Origin of the sequence: Paraburkholderia sp. GAS333 (assembly GCF_050435665.1) — a bacterium.
Taxonomy (GTDB): domain Bacteria; phylum Pseudomonadota; class Gammaproteobacteria; order Burkholderiales; family Burkholderiaceae; genus Paraburkholderia; species Paraburkholderia fungorum_A.
On record NZ_JBNDKS010000003.1, the window covers coordinates 572,603 to 599,584 of the forward strand.

Below are 26,982 nucleotides of genomic sequence, written 5' to 3' on the forward strand. Positions count from 1 at the left end.
AGTGCATTTGCGAGCGCTTATCCCGTGCACAGTCAGACTCCTTGATTATTCGTGGACAACGTCGTGAACTTGGGCGACTCTCCCTTACGCACCGCTCACGCCAGCAGTTCTCTGCGAACCAGAGCATGAGGACACACCAGACTGGATGGACACTTCGGTCCCCTCGAAATAACGCCCGAACAGCGGTGTCAACTAACTCGGGCCGCTCCACAAGCTGAGCTAGTCGCCCGTCAGAGAACGCGTCCTTGAAAAAGAAGGAGAATCGGGGCAGCAGGTCATCGAAATACACACGTCGAGCAGGTGAGGCCCAGCCCGAGACGAGGAGCCGCTCTGCAACAGAGTCCTTGTGGTACTGGGACTGAGCCGCCGGCATCTCGACTGCGACGCAAACCCGTCGGGAGTATTCCAGCGCCATATTTTGTTGCCGATTGCTCGGAACATTCCGGCGACAAGCTTCGTACGGGCACGCATCTTCCGAACGAATCCTCAATGCCGTTTCGTGAATGCCGCATACCTCAACGAATGGCGGCTCCGTACACCGATGCGTGAACGAGAAACCATATTCTCGCTCCTGCTCGACTTCACACTCCGGACACCGCAAGTCCGTCCACTCGGTCGGAGCAAGTACAACAGGCAAACGGCTTAATCTGGTGGGCGTGAACAGTTTTCTTTTGAGCCTTGCTCTCTGAAGACCAATACGGTCTACCGGCAGCCCGCAGCAGTGCAGGTCACACAGCGTGTGGCGGTCCAATAGCTCATCGATAGTGCCGTACAGGTGACCAAACTCACAATGGAACCGAGCAAGGTCATTCGGCATCGCATTGAGCACCGGAGGGGTGTCGAGCAGCCCCATACTCGCGGGCGGCGCCGAAAGCGAATGCGCACCATGACATAAGCGCCGTAGAAAATGAGGAACCAACTCGCCGTCGGGAAACGCCGGCATAAACAGAACGTTCGAATGGACACGGTTCATCTTGACCCCATCGCGGCGCGAATCCGGCTTTTGTTCGTCTTGTTCCGAATAAAAGAGAGCGGGAAGTGGTCCATGAAGTTGAAGAAATCTTCCTCGTCTTCGACGTAGTCCTGCTCCTGTTGTTGCGTTATGGCGACGCGCGCCTCCCTTTGCGCTCGCAACCGCAACTCAAATATTTTGGTGACGGCCTCCTCCGTCAGCTTCTCCGGCTCGAGCAGGCGCGGCTTTTTAATAAGCTCAGTGTGCAATGCCTCAAAGCCTTCTGCGAGCCAACCATCTCGACCTCGCGCCGCGCGATAAGTCCACACCGGCAGATATTCCGGCATCGGAATATCTCGAGAGAACATGCCTAATGACCAGTACCATACGTTCTTTTGATACCAAACACCTTCGCCTACCGGCCGCTGGTCTTCGCCGAGTTTCGGCGCTTCGTTCGGGTCCAAATGAAGCGACGGCTCACCAAACAGATTTGCACTTGGACTGCCTTTTAGCGACATAAAGTGCATAAATGCACACGTGCCGGAAAACAAAACCGGTATACCTGAGTATTCTTGCAGCTTAAGAAGGAAGGCCGGAATTTCGAAAGGATTTCCGCCAATCGAATTGAAATTTGCTCCGTCAACCGTAATCAGGCTGACGTTCAGCAAGATACACGCGGCGATTGCCGCATTGTCACCATTCGCTCCCAGCAAGTCGGTCAGAACCTTCTGCGGCGGCATCTCATCGGTGCTAATGCACGGAATGAGGCGCTCCCGCATGTCCCTGAGAAATCCCTTTAGGGTGTTACATTCAGGATATCTTATATTCAAGGATGGAATCACGTTAATCAGAGCGGGCGCGGGCTCGCTCGAAGACGCGCGCGTCCGCGATGAGACCTGAAACGGTGAGCCGAGCATTGCGCGAATGCGCTGTAAGAGCGCCGTCTTGCCAGTCATTGACGGCCCAATAAGTGAAAGACACCCTCCCTTAAGAGACGCCATCGAAGGAGGAAGCGGAACCAATGATGCTCCTCTCATTACATTAACGGTCTGATGGTAGAACCTACGATAGTGTTCGTCTCCGAAATTCTTCAATGCCAGATGCCGACGCACTCTACCGAGTACGATTTCCACGAATGTGGTGCTCTCCTCCGTCGACAGAAAAGACGTACGAAACGAGGACATTGCGTCAAGCTTTTGAGCGGTGTCTGCGTGCCACAGCTCTCGGTCGGCTGCTACACCACGGTGTTGCAGTGCCGCCCGAAGCTGGTCCGTAGCTGGTATTTGAAACAGTACCTCCAGTCGTCTGCTGCCTGGATAAGCTCGTAGCAATGGAGGTTCGTTTCTGACGGTCAGTTCGCCAGATTCCAGCGTAACAGGCGAAAGCGCGCGCTCACGCCTCGTGCTCGTGCTCTTTGTCGTGCTGGTCATTTGTCGGCACATCCGTGACAGGTACGAACACGCGTGTTCTGGCCCGGACCAAAACGGAACGAACGCATGCGACGCGTGCCTTCAAAGCCAGTGTTGGGCACACGACTCTTGAGCGCGCTCGCAGGACAGAGGACAAAGACAGCCATAGACGGACTAAGGCCGTCCACAGCAAGTGGAATTGGCGTTGACATAGTTACCTCACATAATTTCGGGGCGACGGTCAACACCCTGCCTTCAAAACCTTCTGGGCAGGGGTTGACGTTGCGCACCTAATGTGAGACCCTACGCGCGTGAGTACGTCGGTGTGCCCAGTCAGGTGCGCCATTAAGACGGAGGTTCGGGTTGCAGCCCTTGCCTCCGTTTTTTCATTTTGGGACCAAGAATTCGCTGCGTTCGATAGGCGATACTTTTCGGGTGTGCCTCAGGGAGGCCCAGTGAGGGTCGAAAATTTTCAAGTCGGCACACAACAACGACTTGACAAATTCACTATTTTGCAGTAAATTCTTACTTACATACTTTCATGATATCCGACTTGTGCCCAATTCGCAACCATGCGAGCGGCAGGTCGGTGCGCGCATATTCTCTGTAGTGAACTGTGTAAGCCATTGCGCTTGCCGTACCACAATCCCCCCAAGCCCCTCCTTCGCAATCTCTTAGACTCAAGATACGCTTGAGGATGCCTGCGCCTGGTCGCCCGGTACAATACTCAAACACGCTCTCGAATCCTTCTTGCGACGCCAAGCCGATGCCTGGAAAGCGTCACATTTCCTAAAAAGCGATTTTTACTGCCATTTAATCTTAGTCAATCTTTCCCCGGGGGCAAGAGAATCTTGTGATTGAAATTGAGACGCAATGGGCAGCCCTCGCCTCCCGCGTTATACGCGTCATCCTCGCGCGCCGCGACGTCAGCTATGCTCAACTGTCGAATTCCCTGACACTAGCTGGGACCAATGAGACCGAACGGTCGCTAGCGTCACGCGTGTCGCGCGGACGAATCAAAGCAAGTTTGCTGCTACAAATCCTTAGCGTGACGAATGCAAAGGCGCCAATATTATGGGCCGATGCGATGTCAATGTCCGGCAGTTGGGAGGACCGCGCGGGAGCTATTGTCGGCGCTGAACTGTCACGACATCCAATCGTGACCATTGAAGAACTCGCACAACGAATGGTCCGTATTGGCGCTGACCTGACGGAGAAGACGATAGTCGCCCATCTCACGGAAGGAACGCTGTCGTTGCCTGAACTTCTTCAATGTCTCGTTGCACTCGGCAGCTCAAGCCTTGAGCGTTACGTCGACTACGAGGACCTCGTCGCAGCTGCCTCAACATCACCCTTTGCCGAGCTCAAGTAGCCACAACTCAAGTTCGCCTTGTCTTTTTACAAAACTTTTGTAGACTCATAAAGAGCGATTTTTATCGCTGATTTTGAGAGTATTTTCGTACTACTTCTGCGCAGAGCGCGCCGGGGACGCGGACGTCAAGTGACGACAGGAACGGAGATTTCGATGCCCGTTTTAGAAGCAGTCGCTGCCCCACCATAGGCTTGCTGCTGCAATGGCGAATCCTGTAAATCGGCGACGTCTCCGGGGTCTCTTAACGAGCCCTTCGCGCGATGAAGATGAGTGACAAGTCTGATGGCATCTCAGTCAAGGCGGCCAAAGGCTGTGTAACGAGCGTTACGGACGAGAGACCACGATGATGCCTGCGAAGTCACCACATGCCGAACCAGCGCAATTCGTCGTTGCAGCAGATGGCTCGTTGAGCCCCCTCCCGGCAGAGAGTACGCAGCTACTTTTTGGGGCGAAAATTGACCAACGCATACGAACGCACGCAATCGGTCGTCGAAACGCGCAAGTTTTTGCAAACGCTCGCGCGTGCCGACGAGGTGACCATCCGCGGTCTCGTCCAGTCAGTCGCCGTATGTCTGCTTCGGCACTACCCGCTCGATGTAGACCTCGAGGTCTCCGCCGCAGCGATGCCGGAACTCTGGGCCCCGCCAAAAACTAACAATGTGCGATGACTACTATCGCGTATCAAAACTGCTCCTGACTGATAACGTGCCAACGACGTGAAAACCAGCGACGTGCCGGAAGGATTTCCACGCGACTCGATGCCGACCGTAGTTCCGGCCGCGCAGCCGAAGCTTTGCGTCAGGCTGATTGATGGCGCCTATGTCGCTGGGCAAAATGACGAAGAGCGATTCGAACGATGGCTAATCTGCGAAGACCTTTCAAAGCAGCTCGTTCCAGTTGCGAGAAAAGACGCTGCGTCACACCCGCAGCACTCGACGGACCAGACGCTCGAGCGTGTTCGGGTGTCAGTTGCACGCAAAGACTGGGTATCGCCAGACGAGTTGACGTGGCTCATGCAGCATCTACGAGTCCTGCTTGGCTGGTGAAAACGTCCTCATTTATCAAACTTGCTTTTCAGAAAGCTAGCCATTGAGACCGTCGACGCCATGCCTCTCACTTCTTCGCAGTCGGTCGCCAATGCAAATCCACTTGCAGTCGACTTGCAGACTCTCGGACAACTTGTCCGAAACAGGCGAGTTAGCTGCGAACTCAGCGTACTCGACGCCGCCGACTCGATAGGTATCTCGCAAGGCGTACTTACTCGCATCGAAAATGGAAAATCTGTAGGGACGGAGCGCCTGTTCAAGGTGATGACAGGCTTTGGCCTTGCAATGCTGGTAATGCCGAGAATCGACGTCGAAGGCGCCTTACAGGCCGTCGGCCATACGGTGAACTGGCATGACGTCATGGAGCGGCTTTCTCCGCGGCGAGAACAGCCGAAGCTTGTTCCACTAGTCATGGACAACCCAACGCCCACGCTGTTCGTCGATTTCGATGGAACGCTCCACGTCGGCAATGCGTACCTCGGCGAGGACGGGGATATAACTCTCGACACTGGCCGCCCGTTGCTGGAGTTCGCGCCGCTGCTCCTCGAACTTCTCGCGCCGTATCCAAGGGTGAAGATTGTACTGACGACATCATGGGCTCGCCGCTTACCAGCGGAGCGCGTCATAGCTTACCTGCCGCCCGAACTCCGACCGCGCGTGGGAGGCACGACCAGCAGCATCAAGCCCCGACGTAGCTATGTGCTGGATGGCACAGAGCGCACCGACGTCATCCGCAGTTATGCGTATGGAAAGCGCCTAAAGCATTGGCTCGCAATCGACGATGCAGTGCGCGGTGTCGAGCGATTCGAGCATGTGCCGGGAGAGCTAGTCGACCATTTCCTCCTGCTCAATCCTTCCAAAGGTATCAGCGATGACGACGCATTGAGGCGTATCTCGCAATGGCTGTCCGATGTTCACATCGAGGCCGAGCTCGAACCTGGCAGCGAGGAGAAGCAACTCTGGTCAGCGAAAGATAGCAAACGGGGAAGCCATGACGCTAGCTGAAGCGGCAGGATTTCTATTCGTCGGTGCGGTTACGTGAAGAAGTTGGTGAACTCGAGAAGACTGAATGAGCTCCTTCCAAAAGACCCGTCCGGCGCGCTAAATATAGACGCCATTCGTCTGACGTGGCTTACGATTGTTCGCATCGCTATCACGATTGCCCTGCCTTTCGCTTACCTCACAAGCATGTAAAGGAACGTTGCCTCCCCAGCACCAACGCAGTAATTTTCCCTCTTTCGAGAAATACTAGATGACCAGACCGTACGAACGGACCGTAGCCCTATTTCAGACGCGGGACCTTCTCGAAGCGCTGGTTGTCGCGCCTGACGAAATAGCGCATCACGCGGTCCGCGAAGAGGCGCTTCGCTTGCTCGAGCACCGCTGAACGCGCACATACATCTGACAGCGAATGCATTACCGGATATGTGGACCCGATGAGGAAATGAGCAGGCCTCCGAGGCTCCTCGGAGCAACCGGCAGATATTTTCCGATTGTGTGCACTTTCGGCTTTAACAGGCAACTTCTTGCCGAGCGATGCAGGTGAGCCTCCAAAATAGAAAGGGCAGAATTTTGAAACCAGCGGAATTCCGGATTCGAATACAAACGCCCGACGAGATAGCGGCTGACATCGGACACAGCCTAAGGGCGTTGCGTATCAACAAGAATCTCGACCAAGTCACGGTAGCAGCGCGCGCGGGCATCAGCGTCAGGTCATTACGAAACCTCGAGAATGGCGATGGCTCGTCACTGCACACCCTCATCCTCGTCCTTCGTGTACTAGGGCGCGAATCATGGTTCAACACGATTGCTCCGGTGCCGAGCATTAACCCGGTCATGCTGACCCGCAAAGCCGTACCTCGCCAGCGTGCCAGCAACCCCAGACGCAAAAAATCGTGACGAGCCAATTCACTTCGCAGAGCGGTTCTCTTCTGAAGGCTTTTCGTCTGCGCTTTGCTGTTCGTTAAAGACGCCCCTATCTGCGCAGTCTTGCATTGCTGCCAAAAAGCGTTCGGAAAGTGGACACCGAAGAAAAAGCTTCATGCCGGGAACAAGCGGTGGTGGACAACCGATTGTCTGTTCCATTGCATGACTGAAGGCTCCGCACACGGCAAGCGTCCCATAAATCATTGTTGTCAGCGCAGGAAGTAAAGGCACGAGGTTGTTGGGCTGCTTTTCTTCTTCCTGCCAAATAGCTATCGATGCGAACGGCCGTAAATGCCCGGCAATCAAAAATCCGTCTTCTCCGTCGAAGATTGTCTGAACTTGGGACCCGTGATGAACCAGGTTATCCCGCATCGTCTTTAGGTCAAGAAAAAATCGCGATGCTCCGACATACGTTTGTGCAATCAACGTAGGCAGACCGAATCGCGATTCCAACAACTGAGACGTCACAGGCTTCCCTTCAAACACTACCATTTCACGGAAGCTACCCTTGAGCGGTCTCTTCACGACAGTCTTGTCGTGCAACATAACCGTTTTCCATACGCCAGCAATTATTTCTTGAAGGAGGTCAAACAAGCTTCGACACAGAGAGAAAAGATACTCTACCTCGGTCGTCACCATCCTCCTGATGCCGCTACCAACGGAATTGCGTGACGCATGCAATACGTCGATTTTAGCGGGAAGGATAGTCATGTTAAGAACATCATCCATCATCCCTGTTACGGCGTGTTCCAGCCCCGGCAGAGCAGCTTGCTGTGCAACGAAATCTAGCAGTTGGATGTACACGTCATGATTCGACTGCGGCGCCTTACTCCAGTAAAACATCTCTACTGGCTCAACAATTTTCAGCTCAAGGAACCTATCCTCCGCAGGAACCCACATTCTCCATTGACCCTCGGCGAAGAACGTAGCCGAACTGATAAATCGGCCGTCTACGCTCGACATGTCGAGGTATGGAATCACCGAAAGGTGAGAAGCGTCAATTGTGCTCATGTAGATTGTCCGATTTCCCGTTGCTTTGGATTGCATTGCGAGAGCGATTTATGCTTTGCAAGGCAACAAAAAGCAGCTCCATCATTCCGCGCTCGGGCTGCCGCCCGTTACGGCAGAGGATTCAGACGGGCCAGCGGCATCGGCTTCCGGCGCCCCCGCCTGTCTCTTTGCTGGTTTTTCCGTAGGCGAAGCATCCTTTCGAGTTCTCGATTGGTCGATACCCCAAACCGCCTGCGCTACGTCTTCAATCTTCGCGACGAACTTGTCCACGTTGAGGCCAGCAACTAGCGCCAACGCGTAGAACCCTATTTCGCTGGCATCTGATTTTGTGCCCGACTCCAGAACCAGCAGTCCGGCCTTCAGAAACAGAAAGCTAATGCCGCCACAGCATGTCGAAACGATGGGCCGAATGAGATACCACGCAGCCCATTCGTTCGTCCAAGTTTTTCGAACACACCGATTCAGGTAGACCGCGCGAAGACAATAAAGACAGCCACCAACGGCGCCAACGGCTGCACACATCAATCCGACCCGCAGCGCTGCCCAGCGCCCTTCCAGGTCGCCTAAGCACATGGAGAGAATTGCCGCCGCAGCGCCTGCAAGATAGAGCAACAGATACAGCGACAGAAGCGTGATGACTATCCAGCCCGGCTTTGCGCGACTCACATCGCGAGTGTCGGGCGTCTGAGCGCTCTTGGCATCTTCTTCCAACCGCACTTCTGCGGCTGTCGATGTCATGTCATTCATGCGGACGTCCTTTTTCCTTGCTAAATGGGAAAAGCATTGCGCGGTCTCGGCAGTTCAAACCAGGCGAAGCCCCCTTTCCGGAAGAACCTCCTGCACAACCGTGAATCGGTGCTCTTTCACGGCATCGTGAAATTTGCGATAGTCGCTACTTTCGAACGATTCGCTCCAAACCGGCGGCGTATGACCATCGCCCTCGTCCGCAATGCCTGTCGCGGTATGCTTCCAGGAAGCAACGCCCTTCCCTACGTACAGCGGAAGCGGTTCTTTCAGCCCCGAGATGGCGCCTGCGACCAACGAATCGCGAATTACCTCCAGTCGAACCTTCTCGTCGGTATTTGTGTTGGTCGACAGCAATTGGGTCAGCGCGTTCTTTTCATCTAAGCTCAGGCCGGATTGGTCTACGAAATTTTCGGACCCGGCAACATATGCTTGGACAGCACGGCAAGCCATGTCCGCAGCGGCGACGAAATCTGGGAGGTTGTCTCTTCGAACGGAATTTCCCTTGCCATCGATGTAGCTCCATTTCGCCCACGGCTGGTCAGGATAGTGCAACGCTGCTCCATGACCGAGAGGAAAAGCACGTGAAAGCACTTCCGACTCGACGTTGCCCACCAGATTCTTCGTGAAGCGAGCTATCGCATCGAGCCACTGCTCGGGCGTGCAGTCATCTGCTTCAAGGTGAGAAACGCGGTTGAAATCCGACTCGATACCCGAAAATCCTTGGTGCGCCCATGTATCCACGTAGGTGTGAAGTGTTACACCCAGCCGATGAAGGGCGTTGTCGCTTCCCTTGTGGCAAAGGGCGCGCCGCACGATTTCTCGTGCTACTGGACTATCTTTTCGGCAGATAGCGCGCTCTTCGAGGGTCTGCCCTTCACCGGAGGGCAGAAAATGAAACGGCGTCCAAACCAGCCGATTCTTCTCGTTATACACATTCTCATAGTCGAACAACTTGTGTGCAGTCGCGAAACGCTCAAATCGCTCGCCACCCGAAAAATGAAGCAACCCCGATGTTGTTGCATCGTCGACGTACTGGCACGCGTGAGCAACCGTCGTTGCTTCGTCGGGTGGCAGTCCCCCGAGCCTGGATACAACGTACACAATCCCGTAATGAAAATCGATGTTCACAGTTGGTCTCCCCTTATTTCGATTTTTTAAACAGAAAATCCTTCTTCGACTAGAGCTACATACCCTGCTGGGTGCCGAATGAGTAGAAGCGCTGCACGCCGAATCAATCCCTTCAGCGATTTCGCTGTGTCCCGGTCCATTTGGGACGGCCCGCTCACAGCAAGATGGCTGTGCCAAGTGCCAAGGCACCAAAGCGTTCGTCCACCCAAGACTTCGTATTCGCGAATTTTTTCCACCGTGCCTTGCGTTCCCAAAACGAATCGAGCCGGCTCACGAACGCTGTCCGGCGCAGCAGGGAGGACGTCAGTAATAAAAATCTTACGCGTCAACGAAGAAACGCTGCCAACTATGAGCCCACCGGTTTCGACCCCGGGGTGCTGAGCAACTTCGCTGACAATCTTCTCGTGAGCAGCGCCCAGTACGTGCACAGTCCACCCAGCATCGTCGTGGACACGCGCCAGATGGGTCGCGCTGACGTTATCGATTGACCACGCGATGGACATGCCATCCGAGCCAACCGTTGAGGTAGCAACCACGCCGCTCTTCGGCAGCCCATTTTGGCCATACTCGAGCAGCCGCTGACCAACTCCAGCAGCGACAAGCGATAGGCGCGCGTCCGACATGGGGATAGTCACCGAGTGGCACCCAACGCCTACTTCCAGAATACTTGTTTCCGAGCCGGCAGCAATCCGAAGTACGCCAGCACGACGCAGGCCTTCATACGCGTGGTAAACAAGGTCCGTGGTTGATGGATTCCTGTCCGGGCCCTCAATCGTCAAAAAAGCTGCCGTGCCTTGATGCACGAGCGCTCCTTCGAGGATACGCGCACTAAACGGCGCTGCGGAAAGGAATTCGCGAACAGCGGACGACCCGGTCGTGTTAATAACTACGCTCTGATGTCCGCGAAAAAACTCTCGACATCTCGCCGCGGTGAAGTCGAGAGTTCGGATGTCGTCGATGAAAACTTTTGGGCGCTTCGCCCCGAAGCTCCCCATTATGTTTGCAAGTCGTTCTGCCTTGCTTTGCAACCTGGCCACATCCTCCGGCAGAAGGGCATGACGTGCAACGTTGTGCGCGACGAGCCGCTTTTCGTCTATCAGAAGAACTGCACGCCCCCCTGCCCGCGCAACATGCATTGCGACCTTAGAGCCTAGACTCCCGCATCCAACGAAAGTCATCTGTAGGTCGCTATCTGCCTCTCTCAGTGCGGATGTTCGCTTCAAAAGTTTTCCCGATATAGGAGAAATGAAAGCGACCGGGGACACAGATGTCCCGTCAGCGGCAGAAAGCTTCGCGGGCAGCGAAAGCGGCATTCGGTACGCAATCATCTCGAAGTCACTCTGCATGCCGATGATTTGCTTCGGGCGGCGCACTGGAAACGCCAGATAGAGCATGGTTTCGGCTTTTGCGCGCGACCGGTCGAGTACACGATTGAAGTTGCTGACGAAATCATCGAACGCGACGCGACATTTCCATTCACTTGCCTGTTCCGCCAACTCCGCGAACGTTGCGACAGTGTCTGCTTTATATTGCGCGTGAATCTCGGGTTGGTTATCAGCACCGACCTGTGGCCAGAAAAAAACTAGAGGCACGCGTCCTGAGGTGAGGGTTTCATGAGACTCCAGTGTATGTAGCAGGTCCTCAAGGAACGTCGCCTTGAGCAGCGGCGCCTCGGTCTGAGGGTCGCGCGCCATGGACAGTTTTCCGTCCTGACTCCACAAAGCCTTACACGAAAACATACGCCAGCCTCCAAACGGAGGCTTCGGGAAAAGCCCATGCGGGTCCAACTCTAAAAAATTGAATCCGACTTCACGCCTGCTAGGTTCCCAGCCTTTGTCGTCAGCGGCTAACTCGTCCAGCGCAGCCTTATTCAGCCAATCCGACATCTGGTCCACCAGGCGAAACATCCCGTCCGAATGCATGATGTCGCGTTTGTCGCCAAACGTTATGCATGGTGGAACTCGCTCGCCTTTCTTGTGATAGTAGATGTGCGGGAGCGTGTCTGGGAAATCCTCACGCAAAGTAAAACGTGGTGCGCTGGTGGGAAATTCAGGAAAAAACTCGACGAGAACTTCTTCCGTCACCCGAACACCATTCTGGCTGGCTCCTGCCGCCGCCCATCGCGACGGCAGGTCTACGCGAAACATGGCGAGAACATTCGCCCCACCGTTTTGAGTTTCCTCAACGGCAACAGATGCAACGGCGGGGTGTGCCTCGATGCAACGAATTGCACTCAGCAATTTGGCATTCACGGCAGGTCAGCCTTAGCCATGCGACAGCGGTTGCGAACCGAATGCAGCGGCAGCTGCCGGCGCTGCTGCTGCCTTCCACTTCGCCTTCACACCGCCAGAGGTCACTTCGAAAACCATTGGTTCAGGATTTTTCTCATTCGGATGAACCGACGTATTGAGAAACTTTCCGTTTGCCTCTTTTGCGATGGCTTCATACTCGCGCTTCGCACGGATACACGGCGGGTCATTGTCATCGTCATTAATCGGACAACTGCTGGCCACAATATGAGCGCCATCACGTGTCCGAGACAGCGCTTTTCGCGCGCCCTCTGAGACCTCAGCGTCTTCTTTCATTTTGCTCCAGCTATGCCACGAAAGCGTGTGCCATGAACAATGATGTGGCGTTGAAAGCAGGTCATATTCGAGAGCCGATATATCGTCTTTGTGACGGTTCCATTGCTTTTCCCAAATGTAGACTTCTGCGTCGCCGCCAGAGAGAAATTTCACGGCGTCAGGAACAGCGCCCGTTCCGACCGAATAGTTAATGATGATGCTCGATTCGTTTTTTGACAGCTCTTCGGCATCTTCCTCGTCATCAGCAGCCATCGGAGCCAACAGCAAACCGCTGAAGTTATCTTCATGCTTGCCGGCCACCGCGGTGATGCGCTCGTCTGTCTTCACCACAATGTCCAGAATGTCATCGGTCTTTCCGTCGGAGTCCTCACCCATAATGAGTATGCGGTCGCCATCCTCAAGCTCCCCTTCTTCGCGGAAAAGCGCAACACGGCGCTTCGCCTCTTTGTTCCATGCGCGAGCATCCTCGCTCAAGGTATGGTGCTTCGAGGCCCGGCGGAACACCAACGGCGACGACCACATCTCGCGGATTACTATCTTTGACGCCTCACCCTGCGTTGGATAGTCAATTAGCGGGCCAAGACAGAAATGGTCGCGCAGGCCGCGGCAATGGTCTTGGTCTGGATGGCTCAACACCATCACATCGACATATGGACGCCCCTCCTCGTCCTCCTTGAGACGCTCGCGCAAATCCTTGAGCACGTCACGGACGTCGTCGCTTGGCTGCCGAATGTTGATGTCGATAAGAATCGTACGACCGCTCGACAATCTGATGAGCGTCATGTCCCCATTTCCAACGGGGAAAAAGGTTATCTCCGGCGTCGCCATAGCCGACCGTCCTTTGAACGTAGAAGGATGTACGCCGCGTCAAATTTGCGCGGCAACTTTTACCGTACTAACAACCGAATAATATTACAAAACATCACAATATGTTGTGTATTTTTCTTTGCAGACACTATATTTTGTATGCAAGCCGCTAATAGTCTTGATTTTCAAGCGTTTTAATATGCCGTTTGGGTAAATGCATGAGGCGGGTCATTTCGACCGATTTTAGGGCCGTAATGGTTGAACGTTTGCGTAGGCGGCTTTGTCTCCATGACGCACAGAGGAAAATTGATTTTTCTGGCCCTGTTTATAGTTGAGTGTCGTACGGCTCGTATCGACGGAATTGGGCCGTTCTTCGGGGGCACGCCGTTTGTGGCGGAATGGAAAAAGTCTTGCGTTGCTGAATGAGGTGTCGTTGATGAGCTTCGGTCGGGTCAAGCATAAATTTCACTCAGAACCATTTCCGAAAATTTCAGATGCGAAATTTCCAATCGCCGAAGTGGAATACAGAGGGTTGTATTCTGAAATGAGCGGGACAACCCGAATGGTCTGCGTCGCCTTTAAACGGCTAGATGTGGACGACGCCACGCCGCTCCACAAAGAGGTTTCGTTTATGCGAGGCTTCAGTGTAGGGCGGCGAATAGTGGAAGATGGACTCGGCCGCGGGGCAGCTTGACCACTGCAATTGGTGAGTTTAATCGGAGCTCCAGAGGGGCCTAGCTCGTGCTGAGGTGGGACAACCTAGCTGCGAGCAAGGTCCTCAGACTCTGCCCTACCTAGCCCCATTCCTGCTCAGCGTTCGACGATAAAAGCCGGCTTACCAGGGAAGGAGCCCTTTGCGGGCGAACTCGAAATCGCATCGACAGCGCTCGCGCCCCCCCCGGTCCACCGATGCCAACGCCCTGCCTCGCCCCATAGCGCCCCCCTGGTAAGCAGCCGCACAGCGGTCAATGATGCTCGCATGCCAGTTACTTCGGCTATTCCACCACCCACCAGTCGGCGCGACTCAATAAGGAATAGCCTGCGAAAGGCAACGTGCGAATAGCAACCCCATCCTCAATAAAGAAATCTTTTTTGAGGGTTGGTTTGAAATCTATAGGTAAGCATCGGGTCCCCTAGACGCAATCGTCGAAGGTCCCTTCCGCCGTTACACCAGCTCCGCCAGACTATCTCGGGTCCCGCGCCTCTAGCTTCGCCAGCGCGTCCGTTTTCTCAGGACCCCTCCCCGTAGTACGGATTTCCCTAGCGCGCTACCGGTCACTCCTCGTCCGCGCTAGCGGTCACTCGCCGAAGCCCTTCAATCGGAAGGGGCGCCCCTAGACGTCGGACGGCTCATGCTCGGCGACGCGTGACAAGCGATTTATAGCATTCTGACTTCGCGCGCGCCATGGCTCTCAGCAACTATCTTTCGATTCAAATTCGTTCGACAGAAATCGCCCTTAGACCAAAGAGTGAATTTTTAGCGCCACTATTCGCTGGGGTTCCGTTGCCTTTCTGATGGCTCCGTCTCGAGTGCTCGCGTCGCCGCTTGACAGAGTCACGGTGGTCGACCCGAGCAGCAGTTTTTCGGGCAGACTAGCTGGCCGGCATGCCTTTCAAACGTTTATCCAACGGTGCGATGAAAAGCAAAATTCAGGAACTTGGTGTCAACTTAAAAGCACGCGTTTCCCTGCTTGCAAGTTTCGTCGGTTCAATGTGGATAGTCTTTTTCCTGTCTGTATTGTTTCCTTGGCTACATCTAGACACACATGGCGTCGAGCCGCGCACCATCAGCGGATTGCAGGGAATCCTGTTCGCCCCCTGGTTACACGCGAACTTTCGCCATATCCTGGCGAACACCTCAGGATTACTTGTGCTGGGCTGGCTCTGCACCTGGCCAAAGGTCTCAAACTTCTGGGATGCCACGATAGGCTCGATGCTTGGAGCAGGGTTATGTGCGTGGCTACTGGGAGCGCCTTACACGATTCACATCGGCGCAAGCGGACTGGTCTTCGGCTATGCCGCGTACCTTGTAGGTCGCGGCCTGTATATCCGCGACATGCGTTCGGTAGCGGTCGCGCTCGTTGTGGTCGCAGCGTATGGAATGACGATGTTTATCGGCGCATTGCCACTGACGCCGGGCATCTCGTGGCAAAGTCATGTCGGTGGCGCGATTGGTGGGATTCTGGCAGCCCGTGCGGGTCGGGTGCCGCGCGCCAACCGACGCTAGCAGCAACATATCCATGCGTGCAACGTGGAGCACGCGGACAGATTAGCCGTGAGTATCCACCCACGCGGTCGCCCACGAAATTCCGAAGGCCCGTGCCTCTTCCTCGGTTTCGCAGGTAGCGAGTATGCCCGAGCCTTCGATTAGTTTTCTGCCAGACGTTATTGTGCCGCTGGCATCGAACCGCTCGTCGTTCGGGATAGCATGCCCCCAGACTTCATACCCTTTGTAAAAGTGTGGTTGCATTTGCGAATATCCTGAATCGGCTGCTGCAGCCGCGTGCATCTGACGCTCGCGAGGACTATTGCTGGACTTACCCATCAGCGGTGGGAAATCGTCGCAGGCAAGTGCTTTAGTACGGCACAGTGCATGTCAAGTGGGACAACCTAACTGCGTAGCAAGCTCTGTCAGACTTCCAACCACGTAGTCCCAGTCCTGCTCGGCTTTCAAATCGGTCTGTTGACCTTGCCCGTGTTCATGCGGGCGGACAACGAAGGCCGTATTTAATCCGCATTGCCGTGCAGCAGCGAGGTCGCCGTTGTGCGCCGCGACCATGCAAACGTCGGAGGGCTCCAAGCCGAGAATCTCGACTGTGTCCAAGTACACTCGCGGCGTCGGCTTGTACGCTCGCACGACCTCAGCGCCGAGGATTGCGTCCCACGGAAGCGCTGCTCTTTTCGCCATGTCGACCATCAGACGTATGTTTCCGTTTGACAACGGCGCGATGATGAATCGACGCTTCATCCGCAACAGACCCTCGACAGAATCAGGCCATGGGTCAAGACGATGCCAAGCCAGATTCAACTCGGCCAATTCCTGCACGGGAACGGAGTCCGCGTTCACGCCAAACTCCGCTAGCACCTTCACGAGGTTTTCCATGTGCAACAAGTCGAGCCTCACAAAGGGACGTCGACCACTCCGAACTTCTTCCATTGCAGGCGAATACTGACGTCGCCATGCATCCGCGAACTCAAAGGTATCGACCGAAACCGCGTGGCGGCTAAGGAACGAGGCGACATCGCGCGCGACCCCGCTTCGCCAATCAACGACGGTGCCAAAGACATCAAACAACAGGGCTTTGATACGGGATTCGTTGTTCATTCACGGCCTCATGGTTGACGCGTTGAACAGTTTTGCTTGAATGCGGTCGGGATGCTTTCAGCCCTGTGCCAGTCGACAACCGTTTTGAGGATGCAGCACGCCTTGGAACAACTAATGCGACGGAATGACATCTGTCATTTCCAAATTTCGGCGATGAGGTCAAGGAGCGCACCCGGATTTCCTTTCCTGCAATACCCATCGAGGACTTGCGGATTGTCGCTCATTTTCAAAACGTTGCTTTCGTCAAAAGACGTGTAGGCCACGATTCCGAGATTTTCGGTTGGCAAATAATCTCTCAGGGCTTTCGCAGTTGCGAATCCGTCCCGGCCAACCAGCTTGATGTCGACAATGACCAGGTCCGGTACCCAGACGTGAACACAAGCTAGTGCTTCATCACAGCCCTTGGCTACGCGCGCCTCCATTCCCTCGTACGTCAGTAAGGCGGCCAGAGCGTCCGCTGAATCACCATAGTCGTCAATGACCAGCACACGAGGACGCTTGTTCAGAAGCTCCACAGTTCTCGTGCTCCACCGACGGCAGGCTGCGGGGTATTGCGCCATGCTTGATTGCTTCCAATTTAGTTTTCAAGGGTCTTCGCCATTTTAGGCGACGTAATTCTATAGCCGATTTTCCGGAGCCCACGCTCGCTTTCGCTGATAGCTACTTGCGGAAAATTAGAGTGCCGAGCCGACGGCACTCAGTTCTCGAGGCGTTGAGGTTGAAACCTCGAAGTTTTGCGTCTCTTACCGCGTTGCCATCGACACCATTAAGCCAGGATTTTCGCAGTGAAGCACGTGCCGTCCGTAATGTTCGAGCACACTTCGAGCGTTCCCTGGTGAGCTTCGACAATTTGCTTACAGATATACAGTCCAAGGCCAAGACCGCCGCCTGGGGTGCTAGACGGTGGCCGCCAGTAAGGCTCAAAGACCTTCGCCAGCATATGCGGGGGAATCGGGTCACCGCCATTCGTGACGGACAGCGTCATGGAATTGGCATCAACGCTCACGCTTACGGATGCGGGCAGGTCTACCGCACCGTATGTGAGTGCGTTCCCTAAAAGATTGGATAGAAGTTGCTGTATCCGGTTGACGTCGCAATTGACCGGTCGGTCAATCTTGAAGTTGACGTCTATCTTTCGTGAAGGGTTTGCGTCACGCAGTTCGTCGACCACGCTACGCAGCGACTCCGTCGGGTCATCGACTAGCTGGATTGATGCTGTCATTCCAGAGCCAAGTCTGCCTCGCGCGAAATCCATTACATCGTCGATAAGCCGGGTCATGCGTTGAACCGTACGTTTCAGGCGATGGCCAGCTCCGACCAAATCGGCGTCCGGAAGGCCTCGCACCAACATTTCGGCAGTCGCATTGACAGCAGACAATGGATTACGCAGGTCATGGCCAAGTACCGCGATAAACTGCTCTCTAAGATTCGCGGTCGCCCGCTCGTCCTTCAACGCCGCCTCGGTTGTCCACTGACGCTGTTCGCTGTCCAGCTGCATCGCAATCAGATTGGCGAAGACTTCAAACATGCGTACCACGCGTGGTTCGGATACCTTTGCTGGCCGAGGGTCGATTGCGCAAAGATTGCCGAAATATTCGCCGCTTGGCGTAATGATTGGCACCGAGATATAGCTTTCGAGCCGGTAAATGGCGGGCGTGTGATGTCCTTTATATGAAACATCGTCGCTGAACCGGTCTACGATAATTGGGGCACGTGCAACCCGCGATTCGAAGCAGAGCGTCGTATGAAGGTCAAGGTGTCCACCGGTCTTCAGGCCGAACCCAATGTTGTCCTGGACAGCACACGCGGTCCACGTCGCATCCGTCACCCGCGCCACTGCGGCGAAACCCATACCGGTCTCGTCACAAATCATTTGTAGCATCGACGGAACGCCGCCGATGCGCGCTATCGCGCCGATGTCACGTGCCAGCGCTTCGGATGAATCCACGGATAGACCTATATGTTCCATATACGAAAAATTTCGCAAAAAGCGAAACCGTCTTGGAGCGGCGCGTCCTCCCCTGAAGGAAGCAATGGCCATACCGCAGTCCTGCTTCAGGAAGTTATTGACGTTGGGTCAAACAATCCCGCCGAGCCCCAACTCTGTCCGATTCTGGATAATGTGATGCAGCTTTTCTAGCGACATCGGCTTGGTCAGGTGATAGTCGAAGCCAGCGGCGAGCGCCCGGGATTTGTCCGATTCCGCAGCGTAACCGGTCAAAGCAACGAGGAGTGTGCCGCTTAGCCCTTTGTCAGCCCGAATGGCACGCGCCACGTCAAATCCATCGACGTCTGGCATGCCGACATCAATAATCGCGACTTCGGGCCGAGTCTCGGAAATCAGACGGATGGCATCCCGGCCGTTATCGATAGTGTTGACGCTGTGTCCTTCGAGTTCCAGGAGGAGCCCCAACGCCATCAGTGCATCCGGGTTGTCATCGACCAGAAGCAGTCGAACGGAACTGGGCATCGCGTTTTCACGTTCAGTGTCGCGCGGAACAGATGTTTGCGCGCCCCGGAATATTGGGAGCCGCAATGTGACTGCCGTTCCCGTACCTGGTCCCTCGCTCTGGAGGGATATCGTGCCGCCGTGCAATTCGACCATCCGCCTTGCGACGGCAAGGCCGATACCCAGACCACCGTCAGAACGGGCATGATTTCGGGCCGACTGTGCGAATAGCTCGAAGATGTGCGGTTGCGCAGCCGAGTCAATCCCTATTCCGTTGTCTTTTACACAGACCGTGACAGTGCCACGCGCGCCTTGGTTTTCATCAAGTCGCTCGATTCCAACCGTCATTTCTACAGTGCCGCCAGCCGGGGTGTACTTGGCCGCATTCGAGAGAACGTTGCCCAAGACCTGACTAAGACGAACGTGGTCCGCGTAGACAGGAATAGGAGCATCCAGTCCGCTGATTTTCAGGGTGTGGCGTCGGGAATCGAAGTGATGCCGAACAGTTGTGACCGCATCGAAAGTGATGTCATTAAAGGACGTGTCGCTGTGCCTGATGGCAAGCTTGCCGTGCTTCAAACGCGCTGCATCGAGGAGGTCATCTACAAGTGCCCGAAGATGCCGCACCTGCCTCTGCGCCACCGTGAGGACCTCAACAGCCTTCGCATTGTCGGCGCACAATTTTTTTGCGGCACCGATAGCACTGTCAATCGGCGCCATCGGATTACGAAGTTCATGGCCCAGCATGGCAATGAATTCGCCGTGTCGCTGGTCGTTTGCAATTCCGTTGTCGCGCTCATTGACGACGGTCAGCGCAGCGCCGGCAAATACAGCAAGGTTTGAAAGCAATCGGACGTCTTCCCGGTCGAACCGGCGGGACGGGTTGTGCGACATCACCCACAATGCGCCGAGTTGCTTTCCATCGGCTGCTATCGGCACCACAAGGCCTTCGGGAACGCTCACTCCAGGAAACCGAAGACTCGGAAACCAGTCTTGTGGCCTGACAAAGAGTTGCGGCTCGCCTGCTTGCAGAGTGATGCCGCAGGGGCACTCGTCCCATGCGGTCGTCTTGCCACGCAATTCCGCGCAAAGTCCAGCTACGGCGAACCACCTGAACTGCGAACTGTCGCCGACGCTTTCAACAAGGCTGATGCCAGCACTCCCTGCATCGCATAGGGCAAGCGCAGACCGTGCAATCTCTTCGAGAAGGTTCTCGCGAGGGCCCGTTTGGACCGCAGCAAGATGCACCAACGCCGAATTTTCAGCGGCATGGTCAGGCGGCCGGGCGGGTCGCGACGAAAGTTCGTCACGACCGTCGAGTGCGCGATTGCGTTCCATGATGATGAGCCAATCGGGGTTCGGAAGGTGCCAGACGTAAGGGCCGTCAACTGCACCAGGTAGTCGTACCGAGCGTGTATCGAGCGGCGAACGGACCAGTCCGCCAAGCAGCGGCAGAACAGCCAGCGCTAAAGTCCTATTTTGCCACGTTAGGTCGACGGGAATCGGTCGAAAGTTGCACTGGGTCAATGGCCGGGTATTCATGCGTTTCAGGAACGCTTCGAACCAAATTAAGGGTCAAATTTACCGCCCCTCAGCCGTGTCAGGGTCCCTGCACGGAACGTAAGACTTCCAACAGGCGTACCGCGGAAAACGGCTTGGACAGGAATGTGTGGACGGGGATGGCGGGGCTGAGGGCCGTTGCGGAAGTCATTACCACGGGGATACCGGATAACGCCGGAATAGCGAGTAGCGCGCGGACCAAGCCAAGACCATCCATCCTGGGCATCATGACATCGGAGACGATGATGTCTGGCCTTTCACGCGCCACTTCAAGCATTGCATATTGGCCATCGGCCGCAGTATGCACGCGATAACCGTCATCCGTAACGAGTGTCTCAAGCGCCCGAAGCAAATTTACGTCATCTTCTACGAGTAGTACCAACGTCATGAGTTGCTCCCTTTGCCATAAAAGGCCGCAACGGACGTTCCCGCGTGAGTAATCTCCACGGATTGTGTTGGTGTAGCTGGGACTTGCAAGCGTCGGCTCAAGACGGCCAACCTGCGGTGAGATTTGTCGCCTGTTGCTGAGAAGGCTTTTCAGGCATGGTAGCCGCAGTTATTTCCGCGCCGAACAGAAATACGGCCGCCGAAAAGAACAGCCACAACATCAACATGGCGAGTGAGCCTGCCGCAGCAAAGGAGCCGGCTGCACCTGCATGTGACAGGTAAAACCCGAACAGATGCCTGCCTACGGAAAACAATACGGCTGACACCAAACCACCGATAAGCGCATGGCCAAGAAAAACATGCTTGTCTGGCAGCCACTTGATGAGGGCGCCGAAGCCGACGGTTAACACGACTAATCCAAAACTGAATTGAGCCGCCGTTACAAGAGCAGTCATGGTAACGCTCCCGAGCACCGTGTGCCCGAACGCCTGAATGGCGGTATCCAGCACAAGAGAAACCACGAGAAGAAAACCAAACCCCATCACAAGTGCAAACGAAACGAGCCTCGCACGCAGAAGCAGCGCGAAGCCGGAAATGCCTTTCGGCGATTGCACCTTGAAAACAATGTTAAGGGCGGTGTTCAGCGATGAGAATGTCGCGGTTGCACCGACGATAAGAAATGCGATTGAGAAGGCGGTGGCGACTCCACTGCCGCTCGTTCGATGGGCATGGGCGACGATGTCCTGCATCGCGCTGGCGGCTTCGGGACCAGCGATATTCTTAATCTGGCTAAACAGGCGCCCTTGAGCAGCGTCAGGTCCGAAGAACCATCCCACGATTGCCAGGACGATGAGCAACGTTGGGGCTAAAGAGAAAGCGGAATAAAACGCGATACCGGCCGCCAGCGTTGCGCAGCGGTCTGAAATGAAACCGACGACCGCGCCGCGAAACACCTTAAAGAAACCTCGCTGGTATGCTCGGCCAGATGGCGCCGTAACCCGCGTGTTCATGACGTTCCGTCACTCGGTCGGGTCTTCGTCAACTTCTTCGCCATCCTCGGAGCCTATCCGTGTCGTGCCGCCGGTAGGAGACGGGTCGCTTGCCGGGAAAGAATCCTCAACTGTTTTGTCGATGTCTTTCTCGGATTTTTCGTCGCCCGGATTCTGGACCTTCGGGTTAGTGGTCATGTTTTCCTCTTGGGTAGGTGCATCGTGGTGCGGAAAGGCATTCCGAATGGCATGCAGTGTCGACACAACGGAACTAGTCTTCCGGATTCAACAGGTCCGAACTGATGAGGCGTGAAGCAAACCCGTGGGCTGCACTACGTGCCTCCTCGAATGTCGGGAAAGGTCCGATGTCTGGGGCGCCATCGAACGGATGGATAACACGGCCATCCGTTTTTCGTATAACCGAGAGTGTCCCAAAGTAGATACCTTTGTGGACGTTTTTGCTCGCAACACTTACGGCGTAGTCATCGGTGGTACTTGGCGGCGCCGGTCGGCCCAGCAAGGAAAGTCGACGAACCATCTACTTGACTTCCTCGGCTGCCACTTGCTCGACACGACGGCTTTTTGGTTCTGAGTTTCTGCGCGCCTGTTCGACACAACTCTCCACGCTATCTGGCGACCCGTCTCGACCACCGATTTTTTTGGCAAGTTCGAGGTAAGCGGTTGCAATTCTCCGCAAGTCTTCCTCCGACGCATCTTCGATACCGATAAGCTGATTGCTCGCGGTGCGGTTTGACGCCAGCAGCTCGTTTAACTTGAGGTGAACCGCAACGCTGTCTTTGTTCTGGCTTTGCTGGATGAGAAAAACCATCAGGAATGTGACGATGGTCGTTCCAGTGTTGATAACCAACTGCCAATCTTCTGAAAATTTGAAGATGGGGCCACAGGCTAACCAGACGACCACGGACAGGACGGCGACGCCAAAGGCGACAGGAGACCCCGCCCACCGCGTCACAGAAGCAGCGAACAGGTCGAACGCTTTCGTTATCGGATTTCGCGATGCGTAAGCGGGACTCGATGTGTTTGGGACGGAATCTAGCCGGTCAACGGACGTGTGATGCAGCGAGTCTGGCATGGAATGTCTCCAACTGAGTGAATGCCGTTTAGCTCGCACGCAAGGAATGTCAGCGCAGGTGGCCACGGAGTAAATACGCGTATGCCGTCTAAGGCATAGATGCATAGCTACTGACGCAGCAATATCCGTGCCGCGAAGTCATCGCGCCAGGTTTTGTTGTCAGAAGCCGGATAAAAAAGCCCGCGCACGGCGCGGGCTGAATCCACGTCTGGAGACATGGAGGAGACGTGATTTCAAACTACGCGCCGTCCCGAGATATTGCAATGCGCCAAAATTAAATTATTCAGACAGCGACACAAGCCGAACAACCAGATTCGTCGATTCATATCAGCGGGTGTCGCAAATGCTGCGCTGGAAAAAGAACGCAAACGCAAAGTTTAAGCCGCCGCCAAATTACTCCACTGATTTTCTGTCCAGAATGGATGGCGGCCCTCCTCACGCTACTGGTTCGCTGCACTACGTCGGCGAAATCGCGCGGCGGCCACTTGGCGTGGACGGTGCCTGATGAGTTCGCTTGCTGACGGCTAGTGTTCTGCGTTCTTTGAATGGTAAAGCGGCCGGTACTGACAAGCCACCCTCAAGCCGCCTTGCGTGCGCGAATTCTCTGGTGCTGAAAAGGTCCGTTACTGACGACGACCTTTTGCTCGCAAATCTGCTTTCAGGAACACGTCATGCGGGGGTGTGAGGAGACTTTCCTGACACCTCGCGGCGTGTCGCCGCATCTCGCCAGAACTATTCGTTCTGAGACTCCAGCCGAGAACAGCCGCGCCAGCCTGCGGTGCTTCTTTCACGGCTCCCGAAATCCGTTTCGCCCGTGGCGCTACAGACGGTCCTCCGTTTAGCCATGGCTTTGAAAGGACTACATCATGTTTATTCACAACAAGCGTCTGCAGTACACGGTGCGCGTTGCCGCCCCGAACCCTGGTCTTGCAAATCTGCTGCTCGAGCAGTTCGGCGGCCCCCAAGGTGAGCTGGGTGCAGCCTGCCGTTACTTTACGCAAGCAGTCAGCGAAGATGACCCCGGTCGGAAAGACCTGCTTTTCGACATTGCGACGGAAGAACTGAGTCATCTGGAAATCATCGGCTCTATCATCGCAATGCTGAACAAAGGCGCTAAAGGCCAGCTCGCTGAAGCGGTCGAAAGCGAGGCAGAGCTATATCGCTCCATGACAGGCGGCGGTAACGATTCACACACGACCTCGTTACTCTATGGCGGCGGCCCAGCGCTGACGAATTCCGCCGGCGTCCCTTGGTCAGCGGCTTATGTGGACACCATTGGGGAACCCACTGCGGACTTGCGCTCCAACATCGCGGCCGAGGCACGGGCCAAGATTGTGTACGAGCGGTTGATTAACGTAACGGATGACGCTGGCATCAGGGAAACACTCGGTTTTCTGATGACGCGAGAAATTGCTCACCAGAAGTCTTTCGAAAAGGCGCTTCATTCGATTCAGCCCAATTTTCCGCAAGGCAAGCTCCCGGGCGTACCGGAGTTCACAAGCGTCTATTACAACATGTCCAAAGGCGATGATTCTCCGAGGGGTCCATGGAACGAGGGACCGGATTGGGAATTTGTTGAATCCCCGGAGCCGGCGGTTGATGGTGGCGACGGGCTGGCAAGCGTCAACGTATCGAATGACGTTGTTGAGGTCTTAAGTGCAATGGCTTCGCGCACGGCCTCTGATACATCTGCTGACCCACTCACCGGTGCAGACTTAGGCGCCGGCCAGGCTGTCAAATAGGCCAAGCGAGGGACGAGATGAAAGGCCTATTGCGGGCCTTTCATCAGGTTGTCATGATTTTTGACCCCGTCGGCGCGGTGAGGTCCGCCGCTACCTTCACATCAGATGCGCTCGCAAAAAAGACAACCAGGGCTCAATTGACTTCCTTCCTGATGCGCCTACAATGAATTTTGCTGCATTGCAGCAATGGACCTTTCGGTCCACGGCGTGTGCACGTTTTCGGTCGAACGCCTCAGTCTCACCGCACTCGCCGCATCTCTTTCTGGAGCAGTCATGAGCACGCTTATTCCCCAACATGCGGTCGAAGCACAGGCAAACATTCAACAGTTGTTCGGGTTTTCGACGAAGGTGTTTGAAGGCTTTGAGAAGCTGACGGCGCTAAATCTCCAGGTGTTCAAGGCAACGCTTGCTGAGAATCACGCGCTTGCAATGAAAGCATTGTCGTCAAGGCCGGACGAATTGTTTGCACTTTCGGCAAGCCTCGGGAAACCGACTGCGGAAAAGTGCCTAGCGTACGGGCGGCATGTACAGGAAATCATGGCAGATGTACAGGGTGGGCTTACTTCGGCAAGTCAATCACAGCTTCAGCGTTACCAGCAAGATGCCAAGGGCTTTGTCGCAGACCTCACGAAAGCCGCTTCGGCCGGAACGGATGTACCCGTGACGGAGTAATTGTCCACGGGGACGATGTGCTCGCAGGCAGACCCACCTGCGTGTTGTTTGCAAATGAGCGAGCGAAGGCGCGTTGGGTGGCGAGCGAAGCCGAAGAAGTCGGCGCGCAGACTAAGAGTCACACTTTCAACGGTGCGCGACAGCTTATACAGTCCTTCACTTGGTCAATCAATTGACTTGCATCCTCGGGGATTAAATGGAAGCGGTTCAATTTGCGCCTCCGTCAGCGTTTCTGCTTGCGCTGGAGCCGCTGCGGGCCATCTCAGACTATTTCGCTGGTTTGACGGCTTCATCAATTTCGCTGCCGCGCGGAGATGGCCATCCGGTGCTCTTTTTCCCGGGTCTAGGTTCGGATGGAACTGCCACAAAAGCGATGCGGGACAGGCTGTGCGGATTGGACTACGACGTTCACGATTGGGACCAAGGAGTCAATCAATGGCCTGAGGACAACCTCGATGGTTTTCTCGACCTCCTTGCTGCGCAATTGATTCGCCTTCATGCGCAAAATGACCGTCACGTCTCCTTGATTGGATGGAGTTTGGGCGGGGTGTACGCCCGCGAACTTGGGAAACGCCATCCGCAGCTTGTCCGGCAGGTCATCACGTTAGCAACGCCATTCGCCGACCAGCCAAACTCCACCCATGCAGGTTGGCTTCTAACGCTACTTAACGGCGGCGTTTCTCCGCTGGATGGGGCTCAGCTTTCGCAATTGAGCATCGTCCCCGATGTGCGATGCACATCGGTCTACTCACTATCCGATGGTCTCGTAGGATGGGAGGGATGTGTAGGCATCGCATCCGAATATCATCGCAATGTAGCGGTTGAGAATGTTAGCCATTGGGGCATGCTGCACAGCCCCGAGGTATTGCAGGTTGTTGCGGGTTTGCTTGCTGAACCTCAGCTTAGCCCCGCCTGCGACCTCCTTGAAAAGAGCATTGCCACCGTCTTTTAGACCTACAATGAAACGAGGCCGCTAGTGAATTGGCCCGTTAGCGGGAAAGTATTCCCGCGAAAAGGAGACAAGAACGTGAGCGCAAATAGCAAGCCTGTTACTGTCAGGGAAGCTTGCATTGAAGTCGCGTTCGAGGTTGAACTTGCTGTAGGGACTTCACATATCGCTAGCATGCTCCACGTTGCATCCCGCACGGCGTGTATCGAAGAGTTGGTACAGAGTTTTGTGCTCAAACATGGGAGCGTCGAGCTGGGCAGATTTCTAATTGCTCTTGCGGACAGGCTGGACGCCCGTGGCAACAATAACGGTGCTTCGGCGGTCCGGTGTTACACGACGGGCAGTGAGGTCGCGCTCCCAGCCGGTAAATCTCCACGCACAGACTCATAGCGTAACAAACGAAAATTGGCACGTAGAAGTTCCAATGCTTAGCATTGCTGTGCTGATGACACGATACGAGCAGATTCCGTGGTGCGGCATACGGATTGCGCTCTTCCCATAGCGGGTTCACACCTTCCGGTGACTATGACCGCTATGCGCTTGAGGAGACAACCATGGCACGCTCAACAAAAGGGATTTTGGTTTCCGCATTGTTTATCTGTATTTCGGGTGCCGCGTACGCGCAAAGCGCGGGCGGCGGAGCCGGAGGTGGGCAAGGCGGCACAGGTATGAGCAAACCGAGTACGAGCGGCTCAACCGATACGGTGTCGGGTGCGTCGGGAGCAAATACGATGGCGCCTGCCGGAGCCACTTCGCACAAGAAGATGAATAAAAAATCGAACGCCGCCATGCCGGCATCAGCTACCAATCCCGCGTCAGGCGGCAGCTAACCG

Annotated in this window: 25 protein-coding genes; 10 read left to right on the plus strand and 15 right to left on the minus strand. The window is 55.3% G+C overall.

The annotated features are described in order from the left end of the window. Positions 1-969: 969 nt before the first annotated feature. Positions 970-1,692, minus strand: coding sequence for a hypothetical protein (locus ABH945_RS18305; RefSeq protein WP_429251432.1), 723 nt, complete (start codon positions 1,690-1,692; stop codon positions 970-972). A gap of 1,522 nt (positions 1,693-3,214) precedes the next feature. On the opposite strand from ABH945_RS18305, the gene ABH945_RS18310 reads away from it, so the two are divergent. The 5 genes from ABH945_RS18310 (at position 3,215) to ABH945_RS18330 (ending at position 6,678) form a co-directional block, all read left to right on the plus strand. Next, entirely contained in the window at positions 3,215-3,733 is a 519-nt protein-coding gene (locus ABH945_RS18310; RefSeq protein WP_429251433.1) for a DUF6471 domain-containing protein, read from the plus strand. A 455-nt stretch (positions 3,734-4,188) separates the two neighbouring features. Continuing rightward, entirely contained in the window at positions 4,189-4,401 is a 213-nt protein-coding gene (locus tag ABH945_RS18315; RefSeq protein WP_429251434.1) for a BPSL0761 family protein, read from the plus strand. Positions 4,402-4,839: 438 nt separating this feature from the next. After that, positions 4,840-5,784, plus strand: coding sequence for an HAD domain-containing protein (locus ABH945_RS18320; RefSeq protein ID WP_429251435.1), 945 nt, complete (start codon positions 4,840-4,842; stop codon positions 5,782-5,784). 247 nt (positions 5,785-6,031) lie between these two features. Then, positions 6,032-6,166, plus strand: coding sequence for a BPSL0761 family protein (locus ABH945_RS18325; RefSeq protein WP_429251436.1), 135 nt, complete (start codon positions 6,032-6,034; stop codon positions 6,164-6,166). A gap of 155 nt (positions 6,167-6,321) precedes the next feature. Next, the gene (locus ABH945_RS18330; RefSeq protein ID WP_429251437.1) at positions 6,322-6,678 is read left to right on the plus strand and encodes a helix-turn-helix domain-containing protein; all 357 of its coding nucleotides are present in this window, start codon (positions 6,322-6,324) and stop codon (positions 6,676-6,678) included. A 9-nt stretch (positions 6,679-6,687) separates the two neighbouring features. Here the strand turns inward: ABH945_RS18330 and ABH945_RS18335 are convergent, their stop codons facing one another. From ABH945_RS18335 to ABH945_RS18355, 5 genes are all read right to left on the minus strand, one after another. Beyond that, a complete protein-coding gene (locus ABH945_RS18335; protein WP_429251438.1) occupies positions 6,688-7,716 on the minus strand; it encodes a hypothetical protein in 1,029 nt (342 codons plus the stop codon). An 81-nt stretch (positions 7,717-7,797) separates the two neighbouring features. Next, complete coding sequence (locus tag ABH945_RS18340) at positions 7,798-8,463, minus strand: hypothetical protein (protein WP_429251439.1); 666 nt, start codon at positions 8,461-8,463, stop codon at positions 7,798-7,800. A 54-nt stretch (positions 8,464-8,517) separates the two neighbouring features. Continuing rightward, positions 8,518-9,591, minus strand: coding sequence for a DUF6765 family protein (locus ABH945_RS18345; protein ID WP_429251440.1), 1,074 nt, complete (start codon positions 9,589-9,591; stop codon positions 8,518-8,520). Between the two features lie 26 nt (positions 9,592-9,617). Next, positions 9,618-11,843 carry a ThiF family adenylyltransferase gene (locus ABH945_RS18350; protein ID WP_429251441.1) on the minus strand — a complete coding sequence of 742 codons (2,226 nt, stop codon included), beginning with the start codon at positions 11,841-11,843 and terminating at the stop codon, positions 9,618-9,620. A 12-nt stretch (positions 11,844-11,855) separates the two neighbouring features. Next, entirely contained in the window at positions 11,856-12,959 is a 1,104-nt protein-coding gene (locus tag ABH945_RS18355) for a metallohydrolase (RefSeq protein WP_429251442.1), read from the minus strand. A 1,630-nt stretch (positions 12,960-14,589) separates the two neighbouring features. Here ABH945_RS18355 and ABH945_RS18360 point away from each other — a divergent pair. Further along, a complete protein-coding gene (locus ABH945_RS18360) occupies positions 14,590-15,210 on the plus strand; it encodes a rhomboid family intramembrane serine protease (protein WP_429251443.1) in 621 nt (206 codons plus the stop codon). 369 nt (positions 15,211-15,579) lie between these two features. On the opposite strand, the gene ABH945_RS18365 is transcribed toward ABH945_RS18360, so the two are convergent. The 9 genes from ABH945_RS18365 to ABH945_RS18405 form a co-directional block, all read right to left on the minus strand. Then, positions 15,580-16,308 (minus strand): haloacid dehalogenase type II, encoded by a 729-nt coding sequence (locus tag ABH945_RS18365; protein WP_429251444.1) that lies wholly within the window; start codon positions 16,306-16,308, stop codon positions 15,580-15,582. Positions 16,309-16,442: 134 nt separating this feature from the next. After that, a complete protein-coding gene (locus tag ABH945_RS18370; protein ID WP_429251445.1) occupies positions 16,443-16,823 on the minus strand; it encodes a response regulator in 381 nt (126 codons plus the stop codon). A gap of 251 nt (positions 16,824-17,074) precedes the next feature. Continuing rightward, positions 17,075-18,349 carry a sensor histidine kinase gene (locus ABH945_RS18375; protein ID WP_429251446.1) on the minus strand — a complete coding sequence of 425 codons (1,275 nt, stop codon included), beginning with the start codon at positions 18,347-18,349 and terminating at the stop codon, positions 17,075-17,077. Positions 18,350-18,385: 36 nt separating this feature from the next. After that, on the minus strand, positions 18,386-20,095 hold the full coding sequence (locus ABH945_RS18380) for a hybrid sensor histidine kinase/response regulator (RefSeq protein ID WP_429251447.1): 1,710 nt from the start codon (positions 20,093-20,095) through the stop codon (positions 18,386-18,388). Between the two features lie 262 nt (positions 20,096-20,357). Then, a complete protein-coding gene (locus ABH945_RS18385) occupies positions 20,358-20,705 on the minus strand; it encodes a response regulator (protein ID WP_429251448.1) in 348 nt (115 codons plus the stop codon). Positions 20,706-20,802: 97 nt separating this feature from the next. Further along, a complete protein-coding gene (locus ABH945_RS18390; RefSeq protein ID WP_429251449.1) occupies positions 20,803-21,714 on the minus strand; it encodes a YihY/virulence factor BrkB family protein in 912 nt (303 codons plus the stop codon). 9 nt (positions 21,715-21,723) lie between these two features. Next, a complete protein-coding gene (locus ABH945_RS18395; RefSeq protein WP_429251450.1) occupies positions 21,724-21,891 on the minus strand; it encodes a hypothetical protein in 168 nt (55 codons plus the stop codon). A 73-nt stretch (positions 21,892-21,964) separates the two neighbouring features. Then, complete coding sequence (locus tag ABH945_RS18400) at positions 21,965-22,231, minus strand: DUF6723 family protein (protein ID WP_429251451.1); 267 nt, start codon at positions 22,229-22,231, stop codon at positions 21,965-21,967. Next, positions 22,232-22,786 (minus strand): low affinity iron permease family protein, encoded by a 555-nt coding sequence (locus ABH945_RS18405; protein ID WP_429251452.1) that lies wholly within the window; start codon positions 22,784-22,786, stop codon positions 22,232-22,234. An 866-nt stretch (positions 22,787-23,652) separates the two neighbouring features. Between ABH945_RS18405 and ABH945_RS18410 the strand changes: the two genes are divergently transcribed. The 4 genes from ABH945_RS18410 (at position 23,653) to ABH945_RS18425 (ending at position 26,979) form a co-directional block, all read left to right on the plus strand. After that, positions 23,653-24,528 (plus strand): manganese catalase family protein, encoded by an 876-nt coding sequence (locus ABH945_RS18410; protein ID WP_429251453.1) that lies wholly within the window; start codon positions 23,653-23,655, stop codon positions 24,526-24,528. Positions 24,529-24,801: 273 nt separating this feature from the next. After that, complete coding sequence (locus tag ABH945_RS18415) at positions 24,802-25,200, plus strand: phasin family protein (protein ID WP_429251454.1); 399 nt, start codon at positions 24,802-24,804, stop codon at positions 25,198-25,200. 196 nt (positions 25,201-25,396) lie between these two features. Continuing rightward, positions 25,397-26,152 carry an esterase/lipase family protein gene (locus tag ABH945_RS18420; protein ID WP_429251455.1) on the plus strand — a complete coding sequence of 252 codons (756 nt, stop codon included), beginning with the start codon at positions 25,397-25,399 and terminating at the stop codon, positions 26,150-26,152. A 551-nt stretch (positions 26,153-26,703) separates the two neighbouring features. Continuing rightward, a complete protein-coding gene (locus ABH945_RS18425; protein ID WP_429251456.1) occupies positions 26,704-26,979 on the plus strand; it encodes a hypothetical protein in 276 nt (91 codons plus the stop codon). The last annotated feature ends 3 nt before the right edge of the window (positions 26,980-26,982 follow it).